The organism is Alkalihalobacillus sp. BA299, assembly GCF_017745675.1.
Lineage (GTDB): Bacteria > Bacillota > Bacilli > Bacillales > Bacillaceae_F > Alkalihalobacterium.
Genome location: NZ_JAFLJM010000005.1, coordinates 78,883 through 96,761, shown reverse-complemented (window position 1 = coordinate 96,761; position 17,879 = coordinate 78,883). Strand labels below are relative to the sequence as shown.

General features: G+C 36.4%; 21 protein-coding genes and 1 riboswitch. Of the genes, 1 reads left to right on the top strand and 20 read right to left on the bottom strand.

The window, feature by feature from the left end:
- Window positions 1-20: 20 nt before the first annotated feature.
- The 17 genes from metC to yhfH form a co-directional block, all read right to left on the bottom strand.
- Window positions 21-1,184, bottom strand: coding sequence for a cystathionine beta-lyase (gene metC, locus J0N78_RS08260; protein WP_209122566.1), 1,164 nt, complete (start codon window positions 1,182-1,184; stop codon window positions 21-23).
- Window positions 1,185-1,199: 15 nt separating this feature from the next.
- A complete protein-coding gene (locus J0N78_RS08255) occupies window positions 1,200-2,306 on the bottom strand; it encodes a methionine biosynthesis PLP-dependent protein (protein WP_209122565.1) in 1,107 nt (368 codons plus the stop codon).
- A gap of 90 nt (window positions 2,307-2,396) precedes the next feature.
- Window positions 2,397-2,514: riboswitch (SAM riboswitch) on the bottom strand.
- Window positions 2,515-2,640: 126 nt separating this feature from the next.
- Window positions 2,641-2,805 carry a hypothetical protein gene (locus tag J0N78_RS08250; protein ID WP_209122564.1) on the bottom strand — a complete coding sequence of 55 codons (165 nt, stop codon included), beginning with the start codon at window positions 2,803-2,805 and terminating at the stop codon, window positions 2,641-2,643.
- Between the two features lie 23 nt (window positions 2,806-2,828).
- Window positions 2,829-3,464 (bottom strand): glutamic-type intramembrane protease PrsW, encoded by a 636-nt coding sequence (gene prsW, locus J0N78_RS08245; RefSeq protein ID WP_209122563.1) that lies wholly within the window; start codon window positions 3,462-3,464, stop codon window positions 2,829-2,831.
- 36 nt (window positions 3,465-3,500) lie between these two features.
- Complete coding sequence (locus tag J0N78_RS08240; protein ID WP_209122562.1) at window positions 3,501-4,463, bottom strand: asparaginase; 963 nt, start codon at window positions 4,461-4,463, stop codon at window positions 3,501-3,503.
- A gap of 55 nt (window positions 4,464-4,518) precedes the next feature.
- On the bottom strand, window positions 4,519-5,511 hold the full coding sequence (locus J0N78_RS08235) for a YpdA family putative bacillithiol disulfide reductase (protein WP_209122561.1): 993 nt from the start codon (window positions 5,509-5,511) through the stop codon (window positions 4,519-4,521).
- A gap of 105 nt (window positions 5,512-5,616) precedes the next feature.
- Window positions 5,617-6,894 (bottom strand): Glu/Leu/Phe/Val family dehydrogenase, encoded by a 1,278-nt coding sequence (locus tag J0N78_RS08230; RefSeq protein ID WP_280637194.1) that lies wholly within the window; start codon window positions 6,892-6,894, stop codon window positions 5,617-5,619.
- Between the two features lie 168 nt (window positions 6,895-7,062).
- Complete coding sequence (locus J0N78_RS08225) at window positions 7,063-7,980, bottom strand: D-alanine--D-alanine ligase family protein (protein ID WP_209122560.1); 918 nt, start codon at window positions 7,978-7,980, stop codon at window positions 7,063-7,065.
- Between the two features lie 340 nt (window positions 7,981-8,320).
- A complete protein-coding gene (locus J0N78_RS08220) occupies window positions 8,321-8,923 on the bottom strand; it encodes a genetic competence negative regulator (protein ID WP_209122559.1) in 603 nt (200 codons plus the stop codon).
- Between the two features lie 314 nt (window positions 8,924-9,237).
- Window positions 9,238-10,026: a metallophosphoesterase gene (locus tag J0N78_RS08215; protein WP_209122558.1), complete on the bottom strand. Its 789-nt coding sequence runs from the start codon at window positions 10,024-10,026 to the stop codon at window positions 9,238-9,240.
- An 11-nt stretch (window positions 10,027-10,037) separates the two neighbouring features.
- Window positions 10,038-10,442, bottom strand: coding sequence for a hypothetical protein (locus J0N78_RS08210; protein ID WP_209122557.1), 405 nt, complete (start codon window positions 10,440-10,442; stop codon window positions 10,038-10,040).
- 318 nt (window positions 10,443-10,760) lie between these two features.
- Window positions 10,761-12,023 carry an NADP-dependent malic enzyme gene (gene ystJ / locus J0N78_RS08205; protein ID WP_209122556.1) on the bottom strand — a complete coding sequence of 421 codons (1,263 nt, stop codon included), beginning with the start codon at window positions 12,021-12,023 and terminating at the stop codon, window positions 10,761-10,763.
- Window positions 12,024-12,228: 205 nt separating this feature from the next.
- The gene (locus J0N78_RS08200; RefSeq protein ID WP_209122555.1) at window positions 12,229-13,032 is read right to left on the bottom strand and encodes a hypothetical protein; all 804 of its coding nucleotides are present in this window, start codon (window positions 13,030-13,032) and stop codon (window positions 12,229-12,231) included.
- Window positions 13,029-13,562 (bottom strand): RNA polymerase sigma factor, encoded by a 534-nt coding sequence (locus J0N78_RS08195; protein WP_209122554.1) that lies wholly within the window; start codon window positions 13,560-13,562, stop codon window positions 13,029-13,031. The genes J0N78_RS08200 and J0N78_RS08195 overlap by 4 nt, the downstream gene beginning before the upstream one ends.
- A gap of 88 nt (window positions 13,563-13,650) precedes the next feature.
- Window positions 13,651-14,532 carry a 50S ribosomal protein L11 methyltransferase gene (locus tag J0N78_RS08190; RefSeq protein ID WP_209122553.1) on the bottom strand — a complete coding sequence of 294 codons (882 nt, stop codon included), beginning with the start codon at window positions 14,530-14,532 and terminating at the stop codon, window positions 13,651-13,653.
- A gap of 198 nt (window positions 14,533-14,730) precedes the next feature.
- Complete coding sequence (locus tag J0N78_RS08185) at window positions 14,731-15,138, bottom strand: gamma-glutamylcyclotransferase family protein (RefSeq protein ID WP_209122552.1); 408 nt, start codon at window positions 15,136-15,138, stop codon at window positions 14,731-14,733.
- A 118-nt stretch (window positions 15,139-15,256) separates the two neighbouring features.
- Complete coding sequence (gene yhfH, locus J0N78_RS08180) at window positions 15,257-15,388, bottom strand: protein YhfH (protein ID WP_209122551.1); 132 nt, start codon at window positions 15,386-15,388, stop codon at window positions 15,257-15,259.
- Between the two features lie 791 nt (window positions 15,389-16,179).
- On the opposite strand from yhfH, the gene J0N78_RS08175 reads away from it, so the two are divergent.
- On the top strand, window positions 16,180-16,410 hold the full coding sequence (locus tag J0N78_RS08175) for a hypothetical protein (protein WP_247747195.1): 231 nt from the start codon (window positions 16,180-16,182) through the stop codon (window positions 16,408-16,410).
- An 89-nt stretch (window positions 16,411-16,499) separates the two neighbouring features.
- Here J0N78_RS08175 and J0N78_RS08170 read toward each other — a convergent pair whose 3' ends face one another.
- The 3 genes from J0N78_RS08170 to J0N78_RS08160 form a co-directional block, all read right to left on the bottom strand.
- Window positions 16,500-16,934: a DUF2663 family protein gene (locus J0N78_RS08170; RefSeq protein WP_209122550.1), complete on the bottom strand. Its 435-nt coding sequence runs from the start codon at window positions 16,932-16,934 to the stop codon at window positions 16,500-16,502.
- A gap of 72 nt (window positions 16,935-17,006) precedes the next feature.
- On the bottom strand, window positions 17,007-17,252 hold the full coding sequence (locus J0N78_RS08165; RefSeq protein ID WP_209122549.1) for a hypothetical protein: 246 nt from the start codon (window positions 17,250-17,252) through the stop codon (window positions 17,007-17,009).
- A 28-nt stretch (window positions 17,253-17,280) separates the two neighbouring features.
- Window positions 17,281-17,865 carry a type II CAAX endopeptidase family protein gene (locus J0N78_RS08160; protein WP_209122548.1) on the bottom strand — a complete coding sequence of 195 codons (585 nt, stop codon included), beginning with the start codon at window positions 17,863-17,865 and terminating at the stop codon, window positions 17,281-17,283.
- Between the last annotated feature and the right edge of the window lie 14 nt (window positions 17,866-17,879).

Below are 17,879 nucleotides of genomic sequence, written 5' to 3'. Positions count from 1 at the left end.
TAACACAGCCAGTTTTTTAGTTATTTCGTGATTGCTAAGCTTTCAAAAGCATGAATGAAATCTTTTTTAATATCCTCAATATTTTCTAAGCCTACTGATAGTCGCAAAAGACCATCACTAATTCCCCTTTGAAGTCGTTCTTCACTCGGCATTGCCGCATGTGACATCGTGGCAGGATAAGATAAAATCGATTCTACTGCTCCAAGGCTAACCGCAAATACGGGTACCTCCACTTGACTGACAAACTGTTTTACCGTTGCTTTATCTGTTAATTCGAAAGATAAGACTGCACCAAACCCATCTGCTTGTTCTCTTTGGATTCCATAACCAGGATGCTCTTCTAACCCTGGATAATACACCTTCTCAATCGCTGGCTGCTCTTTTAACCATAGCGCTAGCTCATATGCTGCTTTTGAAGAATGCTCCATACGTACATGTAAAGTTTTAAGACCACGTAATACAAGCCAACAATCTTGCACCCCTAATACCGAACCGAAGGAATTTTGCAAGAACGCTAACTGATTTCCTACTTCTTCATCTTTTGCAACAGCAAGACCTGCAATAACATCGCTATGACCACCGATAAACTTCGTTGCACTATGAAGAACAACATCTACACCAAGTTCAATCGGACGTTGTAACGCTGGCGTCATAAACGTATTGTCTACGAATGTTAAGCATTCGTACTTTTTGGCTAAAGCTACCACTGCTTTTAAATCTGTTATTTTCATCGTCGGGTTCGATGGTGTTTCTACATAAATGACTTTCGTATTTTCTTGAATACTCGCTTCGATCTCATCGATTTTTGTCATATCCACAAACGTATACTCAATCCCAAGCCGACTTAATACTTGAGTCACAAAACGGAACGTGCCACCATAAACATCTGTCGTTACAACGACATGATCTCCTTTTGATAAAAGCATAAATGCCGTCGAAATGGCTGCCATTCCTGATGCGAAAGCAAAACCTCTCGCGCCACCTTCTAATTCAGCAATCGTTTCCTCTAATGCTGCCCGAGTTGGGTTCCCTGAGCGGCCATAGTCAAAAGTACCGAACTGATCGAAGTCAAATTGATGAAATGTTGAAGCATGTTGAATCGGGACACTTACAGCCCCTGTCTCTTTATCTACTTTTTGATTATTATGAAGTAAGCGCGTTTGCAACGAAAATTGTTCGCTCATCTTTTTTCATCTCCTCTATGAATTTACATGGTTAAATGCTTGATCTAAGTCTGCAATTAAATCCTGACTATTTTCTATTCCTACTGAAAAACGTAATAAACGATCACATACTCCATTTGCAAAACGCACTTCTTCTGGTATATCTGCATGTGTCTGGGTAGTTGGGTATGTCATCAGACTTTCAACCCCACCTAAACTTTCTGCAAATGAAATTAATTTTAATTGCTGTAAGAATGGATTTACCCATTTCGCATCTTTAATACGGAAAGAAAGCATACCGCCACGTCCTGGATAAAGAACATCTGTCACTAGTGGATGACTTTCTAAATATGCAGCAATTTCCCGTGCATTCTTTTGATGCTGTTCCATTCGTAACGTTAAAGTCTTCATTCCTCTGATTAGTAACCACGAATCGAATGGACTTAATATTGCCCCCATTCCATTATGATAATAAGCAATCCGCTCACATAATTCCTCACCTTTTCCGACAATCAAACCAGCAATAACATCATTATGACCACCTAAATATTTTGATGCACTATGAATAACGATGTCTGCCCCTTCGATAATCGGCTGCTGTAACAGTGGCGTATAAAAGGTATTATCAACAATAAGTAATAAATCATATTTTTTGGCTAATTGACCTAACTTTGTTAAATTCGCTTCCTGCATTAATGGATTTGTAGGACTTTCTATAAATAACGCTTTCGTATTTTGATTGATTAGCTGTTCAAATTTTTCTAAATCTCTCGGGTCACCGTAAGTAAAAGATAATCCCCAGTTTTTCCAACCACTCTCAAATAAACGATAAGTCCCACCGTATAAATCACTAGAAGCTAAAATTTCATCCCCTTGTTTAAACAAAGAAAACACCGTTTGAATAGCTGACATACCTGAACTACAGGCAAAACCTCGATCCCCTGCTTCCAGCTCAGCAATCGCATTTTCTAATACTAATCTCGTTGGATTACCCGTCCTTGAATAATCAAAACCCGTCGATTCTCCAATCCCAGTATGACGATACGCTGTCGAAAAATAGACCGGCGTATTAATTGTGCCTGTGTGATCTTCCAGGCGATTCCCAATTTGAACCAATTTCGTTTCTAGTTGTTCTTTATTCATTAGCTTCTCCTCCACTCATATCGATGCAAAAAGCCTTCTTCTTATAAATAAGAAGAAGGCTAAGAAATCAATTTCTATGAACTCCGCTCCTTCTTATCTATCAAGCCACAAGTTGCTTGCTGGAATTAGCACCTGACTGTACTTGTCATACATACAGCTGGTTGCTGAGACTTCACTGGGCCATTCCCTCCGTCTCTCTTGATAAGAAAATTATATATTTTTCAATTTTCACTTGATACTAAATTACATGAATTGTACAAAAAAAGCAATAGGTTTTATAAGAATTACTTATTTTTATTACAAAAAAGGGCAAGTCGAACAACTACTAGAGATGCTACTCTGGGGTTGCATCTACTTGTAAGTCTTTCTCATTACCGCAAACACAACGAATAAAGCCAGTCTCATAGTTTCCATCCTTACCCTGACTTCCTCGAAGGATAAATTTTTCTCCACATTTCGGACAACGAATTACGACTCGATACCTTATGTTTTCAGTCAAACCTACCACTCCTTACCCTCATACTAATTTGCAATTTTCACTTTGTGTATACTAAACGTCCAAAGACCAATCATAAATAGAAGTATTGTTATATGAATATACTTATCCATTGTCAATAATATTAAATCATAACTGCCATGAAGGAAAATTGGCAAGACTAAAGAAAGTATAATAAAACGGTGACGATATTTTGTTGAAAACTTCGCTTTCCCTAAATAAAACCCCATAATAACACCAAACAGCGCATGGCTACTTACTGGAAATAACGCCCTAAGCCAGGCTGTTTGTAATCCATTTGCAATAAGATAAAAAAAGTTCTCAACCGAAGCAAAACCTAATGATAAAGAAACGCCGTAAATAATACCATCATATGTTTTATTAAAGGTAGCATGCTTATACGCAAAGAAAAAAAGCAAAAACCACTTAAAAAACTCTTCCGTAAAAGCATACCCGAAAAACGCTAACATAAACTCCGATTGAAATACCTCTTCAACTTCTAATGCATATTGGATGACCATAATAGGAAAAACCAAAAGTCCACCAATAATAAACGATTTAATAATCATAAGCAATGCTTGTTTACTCACATCGTTTTTTAAATAAAAATAACAAAATAAAGCCATAGCTGGACCAGTGGTTGCGGTAATGAGTGAAAACAACTTTTTCCAATCCTCTCTAAATCTTCGGTTAACAACCTATATTTTAAATCCTTTCTCTATGTCTCCACCGGATGAAATTAATACGGCCAGCTTTATTCTTGCCTTTTTTGAATCGTAGTCTTTTCCAAGAACAACTCCTCTTAACTTCAAGTCATAGGCGCTACCACGATAATCATAAGAAGTGTGAACTTGCCCTTCCTCAGCACTCGTAGTTACGACGACTTTGACGCCAGATTTTATAGCATCCGAAATATCATCTACCATATGAGGTGAAACTTGTCCCCTCCCTACTCCTTCTAAGACTATGCCTTTCGCTCCTTCTTTAACCGCACATCTAATAAACTTTCCATCCGCTCCTGAATAGCATTTAATAATCTCAACTTGTGGAAGGTTTGCGTCTATTTGATAATAATCTCTTTGTAGTGGCTTTTGATATACACTTACAACATCATTATCGATAATTCCTAAATAGCCATATCCAAATGATTCGAAGCCTTGCATATTGGAAGCATGTACCTTTTTTACATATTTCGCTGACCAAATCCGCTCATTGAACACAATTACTGTCCCTACATTATCTAAGCTTTCATCTACAGCGACGTAGATAGAATTCCTTAGATTCGAGTACACATCCGTACCGATATCATCTGGAGACCTCTGGGAGCCTGTCACTACAATCTTCCTTTGATCTTTAACAGATAAATCTAAAAAGTAAGCCGTCTCTTCTAATGAATCCGTCCCATGTGTTACTACGATCCCACTAATCGTTTTATCTTCAAACACTTCATCAATCTTGTTCTTTAATTCAAGCATCCTCTCAAAGTCAATATGCATACTAGGAAGTTGAAATAAACTATGTACTTCAATTTGAATATCAGATGGTAAACGACAAAGTGAAGCTAATTCTTCACCTGTTAGCTCTCCCGATGATAATAATCCACTTTCAATTTTTTTTGAGGCGATTGTTCCTCCTGTTGTAATTAAAGCGACCTTTTTCATATATCCATCTCACCCAATCATATTATATTTTTTTACTCACTCGCCACTCTAAGTATTACGCATTACTTACACTTCTGCGTATAATTTCTTTTGCAATCAATTTACCGTGAAATCGCCCATTTTCAATAAAAATTTCATTTGCATTATTTCCAGCAGCGATAACACCTGCAATGAAGATTCCATCCACATTCGTCTCCATCGTTTCCTCGTCAAATACAGGGCGACCTGTTTCACTTTCGCTACTTACTCCCATTTTGTTTAAAAAGGAGTGATCAGGGTGGTAACCTATCATCGCAAATACAAAGTCAGCCTTTTCTTCTCGGGTTGATCCGTTCACTTCATATACGATCGTATTTTTTGTAATCTCAGTCACATCCGCATTAAAAACCATCTGGATTTGGTCATGATTGATCAGAGAAACAAATTCAGGCAAAATCCACGGCTTTACACTTTTTGAGAATTCATTACCACGGTATAATACCGTTACCCTTGCACCGACTCGTTCTAGTTCAAGTGCTGCATCAACCGCTGAATTTTTTCCACCTATAACGACAACGTCCTTATCAAAATACGGGTGGGCTTCTTTAAAGTAATGAAACACATGATCTTGATTTTCACCTTTTACCCCCATCATATTTGGATGATCGTAATACCCTGTCGCAATAATAACATAATTACAATTGTATTCTACAATAGTTCCTTGATTTTTATTTGTGATCACTGAAAATGTTCCATCTGCTCTTTTCTTTACCCCTGTAACTTGTTCAAAGGCATTTACTCGAATCCCTTTCCGCTTAACAACTTCTCTGTAATAGGAAAGAGCTTGATTTCGCTTCGGCTTCCTTTCCACCGTCACAAATGGCACCCCACCAATTTCAAGCTTTTCACTTGTACTAAAAAACGTTTGATGTGTCGGGTATCGGTATATCGAACTAACGATATTATCTTTTTCAATCACTAATGGGTTATAGCCTTGGTCAATTAATGAAATAGCTGCCGCTAAACCACAAGGGCCTCCACCAACAATAATCACTGTATCCTTCATCATATTTTTCCACCTCTTGTTTCATCTCTAACAACTATAAACCCTTGCATCAATTCGATGCAAGGGTTTAAGGTGATTATCTAACTGTTGATTAAACGACTAGCAAAATTACACCCAGCCTCTAAATCTAGAAGCTTCAGCCATTTTTCGAACCCCGACCATATATGCAGCTAATCGCATATTAACCTTTCTTCCTCTAGAAAGATTGTAAATGTTATTAAATGCTTGAACCATTACCTTTTCTAATTTCGCTTCAACCTCTTCTTCAGTCCAATAATACCCTTGATTGTTTTGCACCCATTCAAAATAAGATACAGTCACACCACCGGCACTTGCTAACACATCTGGTACGATTAAAACATCTTTTTCAGTTAGAATACGAGTTCCTTCTAATGTTGTTGGACCATTAGCAGCCTCAACAACAATTTTTGCTTTAATATCAGCTGCATTCTCTTCTGTAATTTGGTTTTCAATTGCAGCTGGGACTAGAATATCACAATCTAATTCTAGCAGCTCTTTATTAGTAATTGTATTTTTAAAGAGATTAGTGACAGTACCAAAACTATCACGACGATCAAGTAAATACTCGATGTCCAATCCCTCTGGATCATGTAATGCACCATATGCATCAGAAATACCGATAATTTTTGCACCTTGATCATGCATAAATTTAGCTAAATAACTTCCTGCATTACCAAAGCCTTGAATAACAACACGAGCTCCATCTATATCTAACCCTTTTTTCTTTGCCGCTTCCCGAATACAAATCGTTACACCTTTTGCCGTTGCCGATTCGCGACCGTGGGATCCACCAAGAACGATTGGCTTTCCTGTAATAAAACCAGGAGAATCGAATTCACGTATTCTACTGTATTCATCAAGCATCCAAGCCATAATTTGTGAATTCGTAAATACATCCGGCGCCGGAATATCCTTTGTTGGTCCTACTATCTGACTAATGGCACGTACATACCCACGACTTAATCGTTCTAATTCCCGAAAAGACATATCACGAGGATCACAAACAATACCACCTTTACCTCCACCATAAGGTAAATCAACAATCCCTGCCTTTAGGCTCATCCAGATTGACAACGCTTTCACTTCGGTTTCTGTAACACTCGGATGAAATCTTACTCCGCCTTTAGTCGGGCCAACGGCATCATTATGTTGTGCACGAAACCCTGTAAAAATTTTCGTTGAACCATCGTCCATTCGAACCGGAATTCGAACCGTTAACATTCTAACTGGCTCCTTCATTAGTTCATACATTTCATCGGCATAACCGAGCTTATCTAATGCCTCTTTTATTACTTTCTGCGTGGAAAATAAAACATTCATATTTTCCTTCTCTTTAGTAGCTTCCTGCATGTCCTTCTCTACCATGAAATTCACCTCGAAGATATGATCAAACATAAGTGTGTGATATTAAACTTAACATCTTTAACTATAAAGAAAAAGATATACATTTTCCACCATTGTTTTAAAAAAAATAAAAAATAAAATGCCTGCCCCTTGTCATTAAGGTAAACAGACATTTTTTAGGTCAATAACCTATTTATTTTTAGATAATTCCACTAACTTTTCAATCATATCTCCATAAGATAAGCCAATTGCTCTCGCTGCATCTGGATACAGACTCGTTGATGTCATGCCTGGCAGTGTATTTACTTCTAGAATAACAGGCTCTCTACCATCTTTTGGTACGATAAAATCAACACGAGAATAAATATCACAGCCTAACACTTGATGAGCTAAAACTGCATTCTTTTGCAGCAATTTCGTAATTTCATCGTCTACCCGAGCTGGTACGATATGCTCGCTCATTCCTGGCGCATATTTTGCTTCATAATCATAATACTTATTTTTCGGAACAATTTCGACGACAGGCAAAGCCTTTTCTTCGCCTTTATTGCCCATCACAGCAACTGTTACCTCAACGCCATCGATAAACTCTTCAAGTAATACCGTGTCATCAAAACGAAAAGCTTCTTCAATTCCATCTCGTAATTCTTGTTCATTTTGAGCGATCGTTAAACCAATCGTTGAACCTTCTTGATTCGGCTTTACAACAACAGGAAAGTTCGTATCCCAGTTCAACTGCTCTTTTTGATAGTTATGTTTATACAAAACCATTTCTTTCGCTACCCGAATCCCATTCTTGTAAAAGAACGTCTTCGCTTTTGCTTTATCCATCGCTAAAGCTGATCCTAAAACGCCAGATCCTACATACGGAATATTTAGCATTTCAAGTAGAGCTTGAATTCTCCCATCTTCCCCGTAGCGTCCATGCAAACCAATATATACGATATCGACATTCAAATCGATAATATCTTTAATGCGTTGTGGGTGAAAGTCAATGCCAACCACTTCATGTCCTTTTTTAGAAAGAGCCTCGATGATTCCTTTGCCTGAAGATAAAGAAACCTCTCGTTCTGCAGATGTTCCACCGTACAATACACCAATCTTCATATTGAGTATCACTCCTAAAAATAATCTATCCTCATTATATTCGCCTATTTAGTTGTTGCCACAGCACAGCATTATTTTCCATAACCTTTACTATAATAACACGAACACAAGAAAAGCGTAAGCGTCCGTTTTGCGACGTAAGGACTGGAGCACTCCACTTGGAGATAAAGGAAACACGGCGAGTGCAACGAGACGATGTTGACTTATCGATCAGTGGAAAGCGAAGTCCTCTAGGCGCTGGACGCTGAAGCTAGACAAAGAAAAGCGTAAGCGTCCGTTTTGTGACGTAAGGACTGGAGCTGGACATCATGAAAAAACGCCCCCTTTTGAGGAGCGCACGCTATGAACGATTGACAAATGTATGGTATAGCCGGTATATCGCTTCTAATTCCATTAATTTTTTTCCATACTCGGCAATTCTGTATGTCGTAGCTGTTGATGGATTACCAAATTCAGATAATAATGCGATAAAAGAATCGTCATCGACTCCAATGAGATCGTACTCTTCAAATTTCAAGTAAAATTTATTCTCAAATGAAAATAATGTTCCACCAACAACTCCAAATGGAAAAAGACGAGAAGATAAAGCGATGACATCTTCAAAACAACTAAATTCATAAAAGACTTCATCACTTTCATCAAGTGTAACTTTCATTTCAATATATCCATCATCATAATCATCTTCAAACTCTTCATCGTCTATCGATCCTTTCGTGACAATGATGACCATACCTTGGGCTGGCATAACGAATACTTCAACAGCCACCGGCCCATCCGCTTTAAAGCCTAATTCATCATCGGCTTCCAACATCATTTCACGAAAAAGATCATGTACTTTTGGACCATCCATCCACAAGTCTTCCTTTGTCATTCCTCTTTCTTTAAGGTCATCAAAAGTTAAAAAAATTTTTATTTTATCCATGGTTAAACGCTCTAAACGCATTTATGACCCTCCCTGTGCAAGGCTTTTCGCCCCAGACCGTTAATTGAACGGTTAATGCGCATAATGTACCGATTGTTGTCATAATGATTACTATAAGATATGTCAGAGGAACGCTGATGGTTCTTTGAAGACAACCTTTTCTAGAGATTAGATTACCGATTTAAGTGAGTGGATAACCAAATTTCCCATCTGACAAATTGCTTTAATATTATATTTGCCTTCTTTTGAAGACATTATCTGCCTCCAAACCGTCTCGCAAAATCACATTAAGTATAATAGAGGAAAATACTTGTGTAAACTTTGTATAATAAACGTTAAACGCAATCATTTTTTGAAGTACGTAAAGTGATTAAATGCGTCTCGGCCGGGGCTCCTAAACGTAATGGTAAGCTTGTTGTTCCATATCCATTACTAATAAAAAGCAATGTATTATTATGTCTTTTTAACCCACCACGTTCACCCAAGCTAAAGCCAAATATCCGAATTTGTCCACCATGTGTATGCCCCGACAAAACTAAGCTTATATTATGTTCTATGCTCACCTTTTCAACAATACTAGGATTATGACTAATTAACAAACGAAATCCTTCATCACTATCATGCAGCGCCAAATCTAATTGGTCTCGATCACAACCGACGTCATCTACCCCAAGAAGAATGACTTTCTCTCCACCATTTTCATATGTAATTGCTGTATTATCTAATATTTGCACTCCTTTTTCAAGCAAAGTAGCATCTAATTTTCTGAAATCACCTTCATAATCATTATTCCCCCATACAAAATGTACAGGGCCTAGACGTTGAAGTAAACTAATATTTTTTTCAACATTTGAAAAAGGTACGTTTTTTTCCATTATGTCTCCACCAACAATTACTAAATCTACTTTTCCTGAAACTCGTTCAATGATCCTTTCATCAATGATCCGAAAGTGAATATCAGAAATAAAAAAAATCCTCATCCCGTCAAATGATAAAGGAAAATTTGTAAAAGCAAGTTCAGTTTCAATCACATGATTTCCGAAAGCTTCTTTATACATATAAATGAGTAATATCGTACCGAACAAAATAGCAAAACTACAAATAAAAGTAAAGATCACAATCATTCGTTTCTCCTTTATGAATCGCTATCATAAACTTTTCCTTCATTCGCCTCCATTATACCATAAGCAATAGCAAAAATGACCGCTAGAGCACCTGTTAATGGATGAAGTGCAACTTGAAAAAAGAATGAGACTAACATCATAATGGCTACTACAACTTCGCTAGTGTTTATTGATCTTTTCTTCATATAAGGATAAACTACTTCGATAATTGTTGCTTTCACTAGAAAAGCAAATGCCATAAAACCTACTATAAATAAAATCACTGCCCCCAATAACGAAAACGGGGAAAATACTAACTCTCCTAACCATTCTGAAAATGTTAATAACTTTGGAGATGGAAAAGTCCGAGAAGAAATAATAATACAGACATTACCAATAATAAATAATAGCACTTTTCTACTTACCCAATTGTTCAACTTCCATCATCTCCTAACATTTTCAAGTAAGAAAAACGCAAGCGCCCGTTTAGCGGCGTATGGACCGGAGCCCCTCCGTATGAGATAAAGGATACACGGCGAGTGATAACGAGGCGATGTTGACTTATCGTAAGGAGGAGTCCGAAGTCCACTAGACGCTGGGCGCTTGCGCTAGACATCTCGAAAAGCAAAAGCGTCTGGCACCTCAGCAACGAAATATAGATGCCTTAGTTCAAGGCAGCAACTATATTTCACTCATTTAGAGGGACACAGACACTTATCTAATCATTTTCTATTCATTTATGAGTATATTCTATCTTAATTACCAATATGACAACTTAAATAGACATTATCTCGGATCGCCGATAATCTGCGTGTTCTTGTCGCGACCTCCTCAGGATTCACCAGTTTCCTGGCTACTCCCGTTTCTAATGCAGCCTGCGCAACACTTTTCGCTACGATCGGAGCAACTCTCGGATCAAATGGATTCGGAATGATATAATCAGCTTTTAGTTCACTCTCTGATACTAAGCTAGCAATAGCATAAACGGCTGCAATTTTCATCTCTTCATTTATATCTGTAGCAAAGACATCTAAAGCCCCGCGAAAAATACCTGGAAATGCGAGAACGTTATTCACTTGATTTGGAAAATCCGATCTTCCAGTTCCGATAACTTTTGCACCAGCTTCGATGGCATCACTCGGCATAATTTCTGGATTAGGATTAGCCATTGCAAAAATAATTGGATGTTCGTTCATTGAACGGACCATCTCTTTCGTCAAAGCTCCGGCAACAGAAACACCAATAAACACATCTGCACCTATAATGATTTCATCTAAAGATCCTTCTAATCGATTCAAGTTGGTAAACTCTGAAACCTCTTCTTTCACAGGATTCATACCATAGGATCTATCCTTGAAAATAGCACCTTTTGAATCACAAAGAATAATATTTTTTACTCCCATTGAGTGCAATAACTTTAAGACTGCAATACCTGCTGAACCCGCTCCATTTATCACTACTTTTATTTGGGACAAATCTTTTTTAGTTAACTTGATAGCATTTAATAACCCTGCCGCAGTGACAATCGCTGTTCCATGTTGGTCATCATGAAAGACAGGAATGTTCATTTCCTTTTTTAATCTTTCTTCAATAATAAAACAATTTGGTGCTGCAATATCTTCTAAGTTGATTCCTCCAAATGTAGGTTGAAGAAGCTTTACAGTGCGAATGATTTCTTCAACATCGTTCGTGTCAAGGCAAATTGGAAAAGCATCTACACCAGCAAATGATTTAAATAATAATGCTTTACCTTCCATTACTGGCATTGCTGCTTCTGGACCAATATTCCCTAAGCCCAATACTGCAGTACCATCAGATACGACAGCAACTGTATTCCCTTTCATCGTATAATCAAAGACTCGACTTCGATCATCAGCAATTTCTTTACAAGGTTCAGCTACTCCTGGTGAATACGCTAAGCTTAGATCTCGTGTATTTTGCACAGGCACTTTTGAAATTACTTCAAGCTTTCCTTGATGCATTTTATGCATCTGCAACGCTTCTTCCCTTAAGGTCATTTGTTCTCTCACTCCCAATAATATCTTTCTGATTTTTTTAAATATTTATACTATTTTAATACATCAGTTTGTTAAAATCAACCAAGAATAGTAGCACAAATGTGTTATTTTTACGAACATTTTATTATATAAATACAAAAAGGGGTGACTAAGTCACCCTCTTTTATTACTAAGAGTTATTAATATAGATTTATACATCATCTAATCAATGCCATTGAAAGTGCTGTTGCATTAAATTTAACCTAGCTCCTATTCCTTCAGAATATTCCCCAAAAAATGTTTCTGTAATTTCATAGATTTCTCCATTAATCTCAAAAAGATTAATAGCTACTGCCATATCTTTTTCTGGATGCAAGAAAAAGAATGCTTCATTCGAACCCCAAGTCGTTTTGTAATCCTCATCGTTCTCAACAAAACCTTGCTCCAAATAGTCATCTCTCACTTGCTGTATATACTTCTCCATTGTTACTTGTTTGTTACCTGCTGCTCGGTAAACTGTAAAGAATGGGGGTTCAACTGGATCATTCGTATAGTTAGCAAATACCTGTACTGAGTAGCCCTCTTCATCCGATACCGTATCAACTTCAAATTGTTCAGGTATATATGTCGAAAAACGAAGTTCTTCATCTACCAAAAGTCTTAAATTGATCTCCTCTTCCGTCCCCTCAATAAGAAGCGTATCGACAATACGATCATCGCGATGGATTGTAGCTGAATCAGCTGCTTCGTCTTCTACTATAAATGTTTCAGCTCCCCTAAATTCGGTTGTATCGGCCTCTGGGACTGCGCTTTCTTGGTTTTCACTTAATAATAGGATACTGCCTATTCCTAAAACAGCCACAATACTAGCCGCTATTCCTAATCCTTGCAATTTCTTAAACGGGCGAAATTTTCTTGTCTCTTTAGTCTTTATATACTTCATTATATCTTCAGGGGACGATTGAATTTGCTTTTGATCGTACGCTTTTTTAAGTTCCTTTAATGACCTTTCAAATTCTTGATCATTCATAGTATTTCACCTACCCGTTCTAATCGTTCCTTAAGCATCTTTCTCCCTCGTAACATTCTCGTTTTAACAGCACCTTCTGTCACACCTAACACATCACTAATTTCCTGATAGGATAGATCATGAAAGTAATGGAGAATAACAGGGAGTTTATACTTATCAGCTAATTGTTGTATCGCCTCATGTACTTCAGGGAGGTTTGAATTATCAACAAAATCTGGAGCAACAGCGATCGCTGCCTCATTCATATACGCTTTCGTTTTACGATCAAACCGCTTCTTTTTCCGATACAAATCCCTAACGACATTTAGCGTTATTTGATAAAGCCATGTTGTAAATTTCCCATGTGTATGATTACTCAAAAAGCGATAAACTTTTAAGAATGTTTCTTGTGTAATATCTTGAATATCATTTGGATGAACCCCAAGTTGAAAAGCAAATTTCTCAACGGTAGAAATATGCTTTTTCATTAATTGATAGAAGGCATCTTCGTCACCTTGCTTAGATTTTGCTAGTAATTCTTCATCTTTCATAAAACAACCCCCAAAACTTGAACCAAGTTTAATAAACGGCACCATTGTATTAACCTTTAATTCATTTATGAAACGACACAAACTCACTTTAGGTTACAAAATAAAGCTTACGATATAATGTAGTAACCCATTCATTCGTCTGTGTTCGAGCAAAAATTTCAAATCCAACGTTTTTAAAAAAATTTTTCACCTTTTCTTCATTCCAATCAACCACTCCAGAAACTAGAAAATACTTTGATCGCTCATACAGACGATATTGTTCAATAATCTTAACCGACTCATCCGCTCCAATATTAATAATCGTCCAATCAAATTGTACGGGAAATTCATACCCTTCTTCTAAAATATTAACTTGATGAACGTTCACATTTTCAACATTATTTAATTTAGCCTGATGTAACACTTCTCTTTCAACTGGTTCAATATCAATCGCTGTTACTCTTGAAGCTCCTTTTAACAGAGCAGCAATAGCCAGCACACCTGAACCTGTTCCAATATCCAGCACATGACATCGATCAAATGAGTGATCCGTAATCATCTTTAAGCAGCCTTGTGTCGTTTCATGAATACCTGTTCCAAATGCACCTTGTGGGTCAAGGTAAATGGTTTTTTCTTGTCTGTTTTCAACCGCTTCTCCATAACGTATTTTCCATCCATTCCCTAAAGGAATATCATCAAAAATCACGTTTTCTAATTCAAGATTGATATCCTTTTGAGCGACCTCTTTAGGTAAAATACTTAGCGTCTTACATAAAAGGTTTAATGTATCCATCACGTCGTGCTCATCTTCCACAATAATATGTAAATCAATTTTCTCATGTTCTTTTAATTCAAACCCGTAACCATTGTTATTCATGGTCGTTTCAATCGGTTGTTCATAATACAAATTAATTATTCCTATTGCATTTAAATGTTCAATCGTGACATCCACAGATTCACCTGGAACGACAATCGTTAATTGTTTAGCCATAGCAAATTTTCCACCTTTTTCTGCAAACCTATGAGTTTAGTTCTTCCCTAATCTACCCGTCTAGATAGTGACTGGATATGGGACTCGATATTTTGAATATACTTATCACTTAAATAGCCTTTACCACCACGAATAATTTCTTCAGCATAATGGTCTGGAGGCCCTAATTCTTCTTTTTTTGACCTATAACTATAAATGTTAGTACGTTTGTTTACCTTTATAGTATAAATATTCTTTCCAATCACCAAGCGGTATTTCTTGCCTTAATTTGGTCAATTGATCAGACGCTATGTACAAGAAAGCTTTACATTCCCCACTATCTGTAAATACAGATTGAATGATTCGATCATATAAATTGCTCGATCTACTTTCCTTGTAGTCTTCCAACCTATCAATTTCCCTTAATTGTTCTTCATTAACTTCATAAACTTCACCATATACATACTTAGAAGAACTCGCTTTCATCGCAGGATATCCACATCCTGTATCATACAATACACCTTTTGTCCAAGCTTGTTCTGTAACACATTTAGCTTCCTTTAAGAACTGTGAATTATTTTCATGCTTTCTTAATGTCCCGTATACAAACAAAAAATGCTTACTCATACTTCTCTCCTCATAACGCAAAAATAAGACCTCATGCCTCTAAGATTACTACAAGGTTCCCAAAATAAAAAGCCTTCATTTCAATTCCCCAATGAAATGAAGACCTTCTATTTAACTCTTACTCTACTTCGTGTCGCAAACACTTTTCACATTGATGAAGGTACGATTCGTGTTGTTCGTCAATAACCTCACCACAATCAGTGCATTGCTTTGGTGGTAAATTTCTAAAAAACTCTGTGCTTGGTGTCATTTTTTATTCCCCCTATTTCTTTTGTTAAAACCATTGTATTATAACACGGTAAATATTGCAACCCCTGTATTAAAACAAAATCAATAAAAATTCGCCTATTTTTTATATTCAAGCCTTTTCTGTTATATAAAAGAAGAGGTTGACTCACATCTAAGCTTCCTTACATAAGGACCTTACATTCCATGAGCCAACCTCTTCCATCTCTTTTTCTAATAGAAAACATTATCCAATATCTTCTTCAGCAACTTTGTATAAGGCAATTGCCATGGCAATACATACTACAAAAATTAAGAATGTAAAACCAATCACTGCGATTAGAGCAGTTGCAGTCATTACCCTCACCCCACAATCTTTTTATTTACTCCCAATTTTATATTGGCATATATTACCCTTGCGTTTATATTAAAAATGTGACAAAATAATAAGTTTATACATTAATAATATAAACACTGTAATTACACAGTAAATGCAATAAATTATTTTTGAAAATTCACAATTGCATATTTACTTTAACGCAGATACGTGTTAAAGTAGTAAATGTAAATGACCTCTTATTTTTCTCTCTTTGATGAAAGCCAGTTAATTGGCTTTCTTTTTTTTGAGGCATTTTGTAACGTTAACTCAACCTAAATTTAATCAGCCTTGTGATTATTTCTTCCATGAAGGAAAAAACAGGTCTAAGGTCTTAATTTTTTTTGTGTTATTGAAAATTCTGTCTTTTATGATATACTTTAATTACTGAAGTAAGCGCTTACAATATTGTTCATTTTATTCTTTGCTGAAAGGAGCTGATGAACAGAATGTTACTTCATAAACTAAAAAATAAATCAATAATAACAAACGAAGACATTGAATTTAATATAAAATATGGATTGCCTATCGAAGTTTATTGTCCAGTCCAGAAACAAACAATTGCTTTTGGACGGATCGAAGAATATAACCACTATTTAGTGCAAATTAACGGTGTTGAATATTGTAGAAGCCAAAATGCTTTATTTGGTCATCCATTCTTAACTGCGTAAATGTAAATATATTTTATATGACAATTTTTCCTATGAGAAGCTAGTTATTGTTTCTGTAGAGTAAAAGAGGCTGCGCAAGACAGCCTCTTTTACTTATGAAATAAATTCACGCTATATTCTTCATTTAAGAATATAAATAACTCATGCCGTTTTTCCCATAACTCTCTCGTATCCCATAATTGTTCCTGTCGATCAATGACTTCAGAACGTAACTCCTCATACTCCTTTTCCGCTTTATCTAACTTCTTTTTTGCGTGTTTCATAGATATGGAGCAAATAAGAAACAAGCCGATATAAAGATAGAGAAAGCCATTCGTTATTAAAGTTAGAAAGTCCAAAGAAGCCCCTTGTAAAATAATGTAAACTACACCTAAACCTAGGCATAATAAGGTTGCTAATGAGGCTCGTTGTAAAAGCTTTTCCGCATTTTGTTCTGTTGTTTTTCGTTCGATTAACGTTTCGACCAAAACTAAGCCCGTATCGGAAACATAAGCATATTTATTAAATTCTTGTTTTGATGCCATGCGTAACCTCCTTCATACCAACTTGTACTTATCTTATGCTTATGAAGGAAATCCGAGTTTTAATACCGGTAACTATGATTGTGAAAGATATTCTAACCAAATGGGAGATGTCAAAGCTAAGACAACAATTATTAAAAATAAAACTAATAAAAAACGGATTAGCGGGAACTTAATACGAAATTTTCGATTTTTTGTTTTTTTCACTTTATGATATTCACTTCGTGGTGGTAAGGAAGACATTTCCCCATCACCATCTTCTCTTAATTTCACTTGCCTTCTTAAATCTTCCGCCTGGTCTATTGAAGATTTTGTAGCCACACTACCACCCCATTAACATTGATACGTTTTACAAAACATGTTTTCTTGCTTTATACATAATAAATAATCCTAACACAAAGTCAATAAGAAAATGTGTAAAGATAGGAACGAGTAAATTATTAGTTAGCGCAAATAACAGTCCTAGTCCAAAACTCAGAACGACTGCCATGGTAAATAATATGATTTTAGAAAGGTATCGAAAATGAATCAGAGCGAATAATAAACTAGCTGGGATAAGTCCTAATTGTGTTTGCAGTATTCCACGAAACAACACTTCCTCACATACTGAAACAACAGCGGCTATAAAAAAAATGTGAATGACACTTCTTTTAGCAAACACTCTTTCATTAATTCCACCATCGTCAACCCATTTCTTTGGTAAGAAATACTCAAACAATAAATCAATAGTAATAACAATAGCTGCTATACTACCACCAATAAGGAAAATTTGAGCAGGATTCCATTTAAATAATTGCCACACAGCTGATAGGTCTTCCATCCAAATAAAACCTAAGCCGATAGCACTGAGTAACATGATTGCCTGGGTGATATAAAGATTTAGTAAGATTTCTCTGTCGGTCATTTCTTGAATCATTTTTGCTTGCTTATTCATACCCATCACCCTAA

What these genes read in the sequence shown, in the direction of transcription:
- J0N78_RS08220 (WP_209122559.1), bottom strand. Translation starts at nt 8,923, where the DNA reads ATGCGTTTAGAGCGTTTAACCATGGATAAAATAAAAATTTTTTTAACT.
- metC (WP_209122566.1), bottom strand. Translation starts at nt 1,184, where the DNA reads ATGAGCGAACAATTTTCGTTGCAAACGCGCTTACTTCATAATAATCAA.
- J0N78_RS08230 (WP_280637194.1), bottom strand. Translation starts at nt 6,894, where the DNA reads ATGGTAGAGAAGGACATGCAGGAAGCTACTAAAGAGAAGGAAAATATG.
- J0N78_RS08235 (WP_209122561.1), bottom strand. Translation starts at nt 5,511, where the DNA reads ATGATGAAGGATACAGTGATTATTGTTGGTGGAGGCCCTTGTGGTTTA.
- J0N78_RS08240 (WP_209122562.1), bottom strand. Translation starts at nt 4,463, where the DNA reads ATGAAAAAGGTCGCTTTAATTACAACAGGAGGAACAATCGCCTCAAAA.
- J0N78_RS08200 (WP_209122555.1), bottom strand. Translation starts at nt 13,032, where the DNA reads ATGAATGATCAAGAATTTGAAAGGTCATTAAAGGAACTTAAAAAAGCG.
- J0N78_RS08190 (WP_209122553.1), bottom strand. Translation starts at nt 14,532, where the DNA reads ATGGCTAAACAATTAACGATTGTCGTTCCAGGTGAATCTGTGGATGTC.
- J0N78_RS08195 (WP_209122554.1), bottom strand. Translation starts at nt 13,562, where the DNA reads ATGAAAGATGAAGAATTACTAGCAAAATCTAAGCAAGGTGACGAAGAT.
- J0N78_RS08175 (WP_247747195.1), top strand. Translation starts at nt 16,180, where the DNA reads ATGAACAGAATGTTACTTCATAAACTAAAAAATAAATCAATAATAACA.
- J0N78_RS08225 (WP_209122560.1), bottom strand. Translation starts at nt 7,980, where the DNA reads ATGAAGATTGGTGTATTGTACGGTGGAACATCTGCAGAACGAGAGGTT.
- J0N78_RS08170 (WP_209122550.1), bottom strand. Translation starts at nt 16,934, where the DNA reads ATGGCATCAAAACAAGAATTTAATAAATATGCTTATGTTTCCGATACG.
- yhfH (WP_209122551.1), bottom strand. Translation starts at nt 15,388, where the DNA reads ATGACACCAAGCACAGAGTTTTTTAGAAATTTACCACCAAAGCAATGC.
- J0N78_RS08185 (WP_209122552.1), bottom strand. Translation starts at nt 15,138, where the DNA reads ATGAGTAAGCATTTTTTGTTTGTATACGGGACATTAAGAAAGCATGAA.
- J0N78_RS08215 (WP_209122558.1), bottom strand. Translation starts at nt 10,026, where the DNA reads ATGATTGTGATCTTTACTTTTATTTGTAGTTTTGCTATTTTGTTCGGT.
- ystJ (WP_209122556.1), bottom strand. Translation starts at nt 12,023, where the DNA reads ATGACCTTAAGGGAAGAAGCGTTGCAGATGCATAAAATGCATCAAGGA.
- J0N78_RS08255 (WP_209122565.1), bottom strand. Translation starts at nt 2,306, where the DNA reads ATGAATAAAGAACAACTAGAAACGAAATTGGTTCAAATTGGGAATCGC.
- J0N78_RS08160 (WP_209122548.1), bottom strand. Translation starts at nt 17,865, where the DNA reads ATGAATAAGCAAGCAAAAATGATTCAAGAAATGACCGACAGAGAAATC.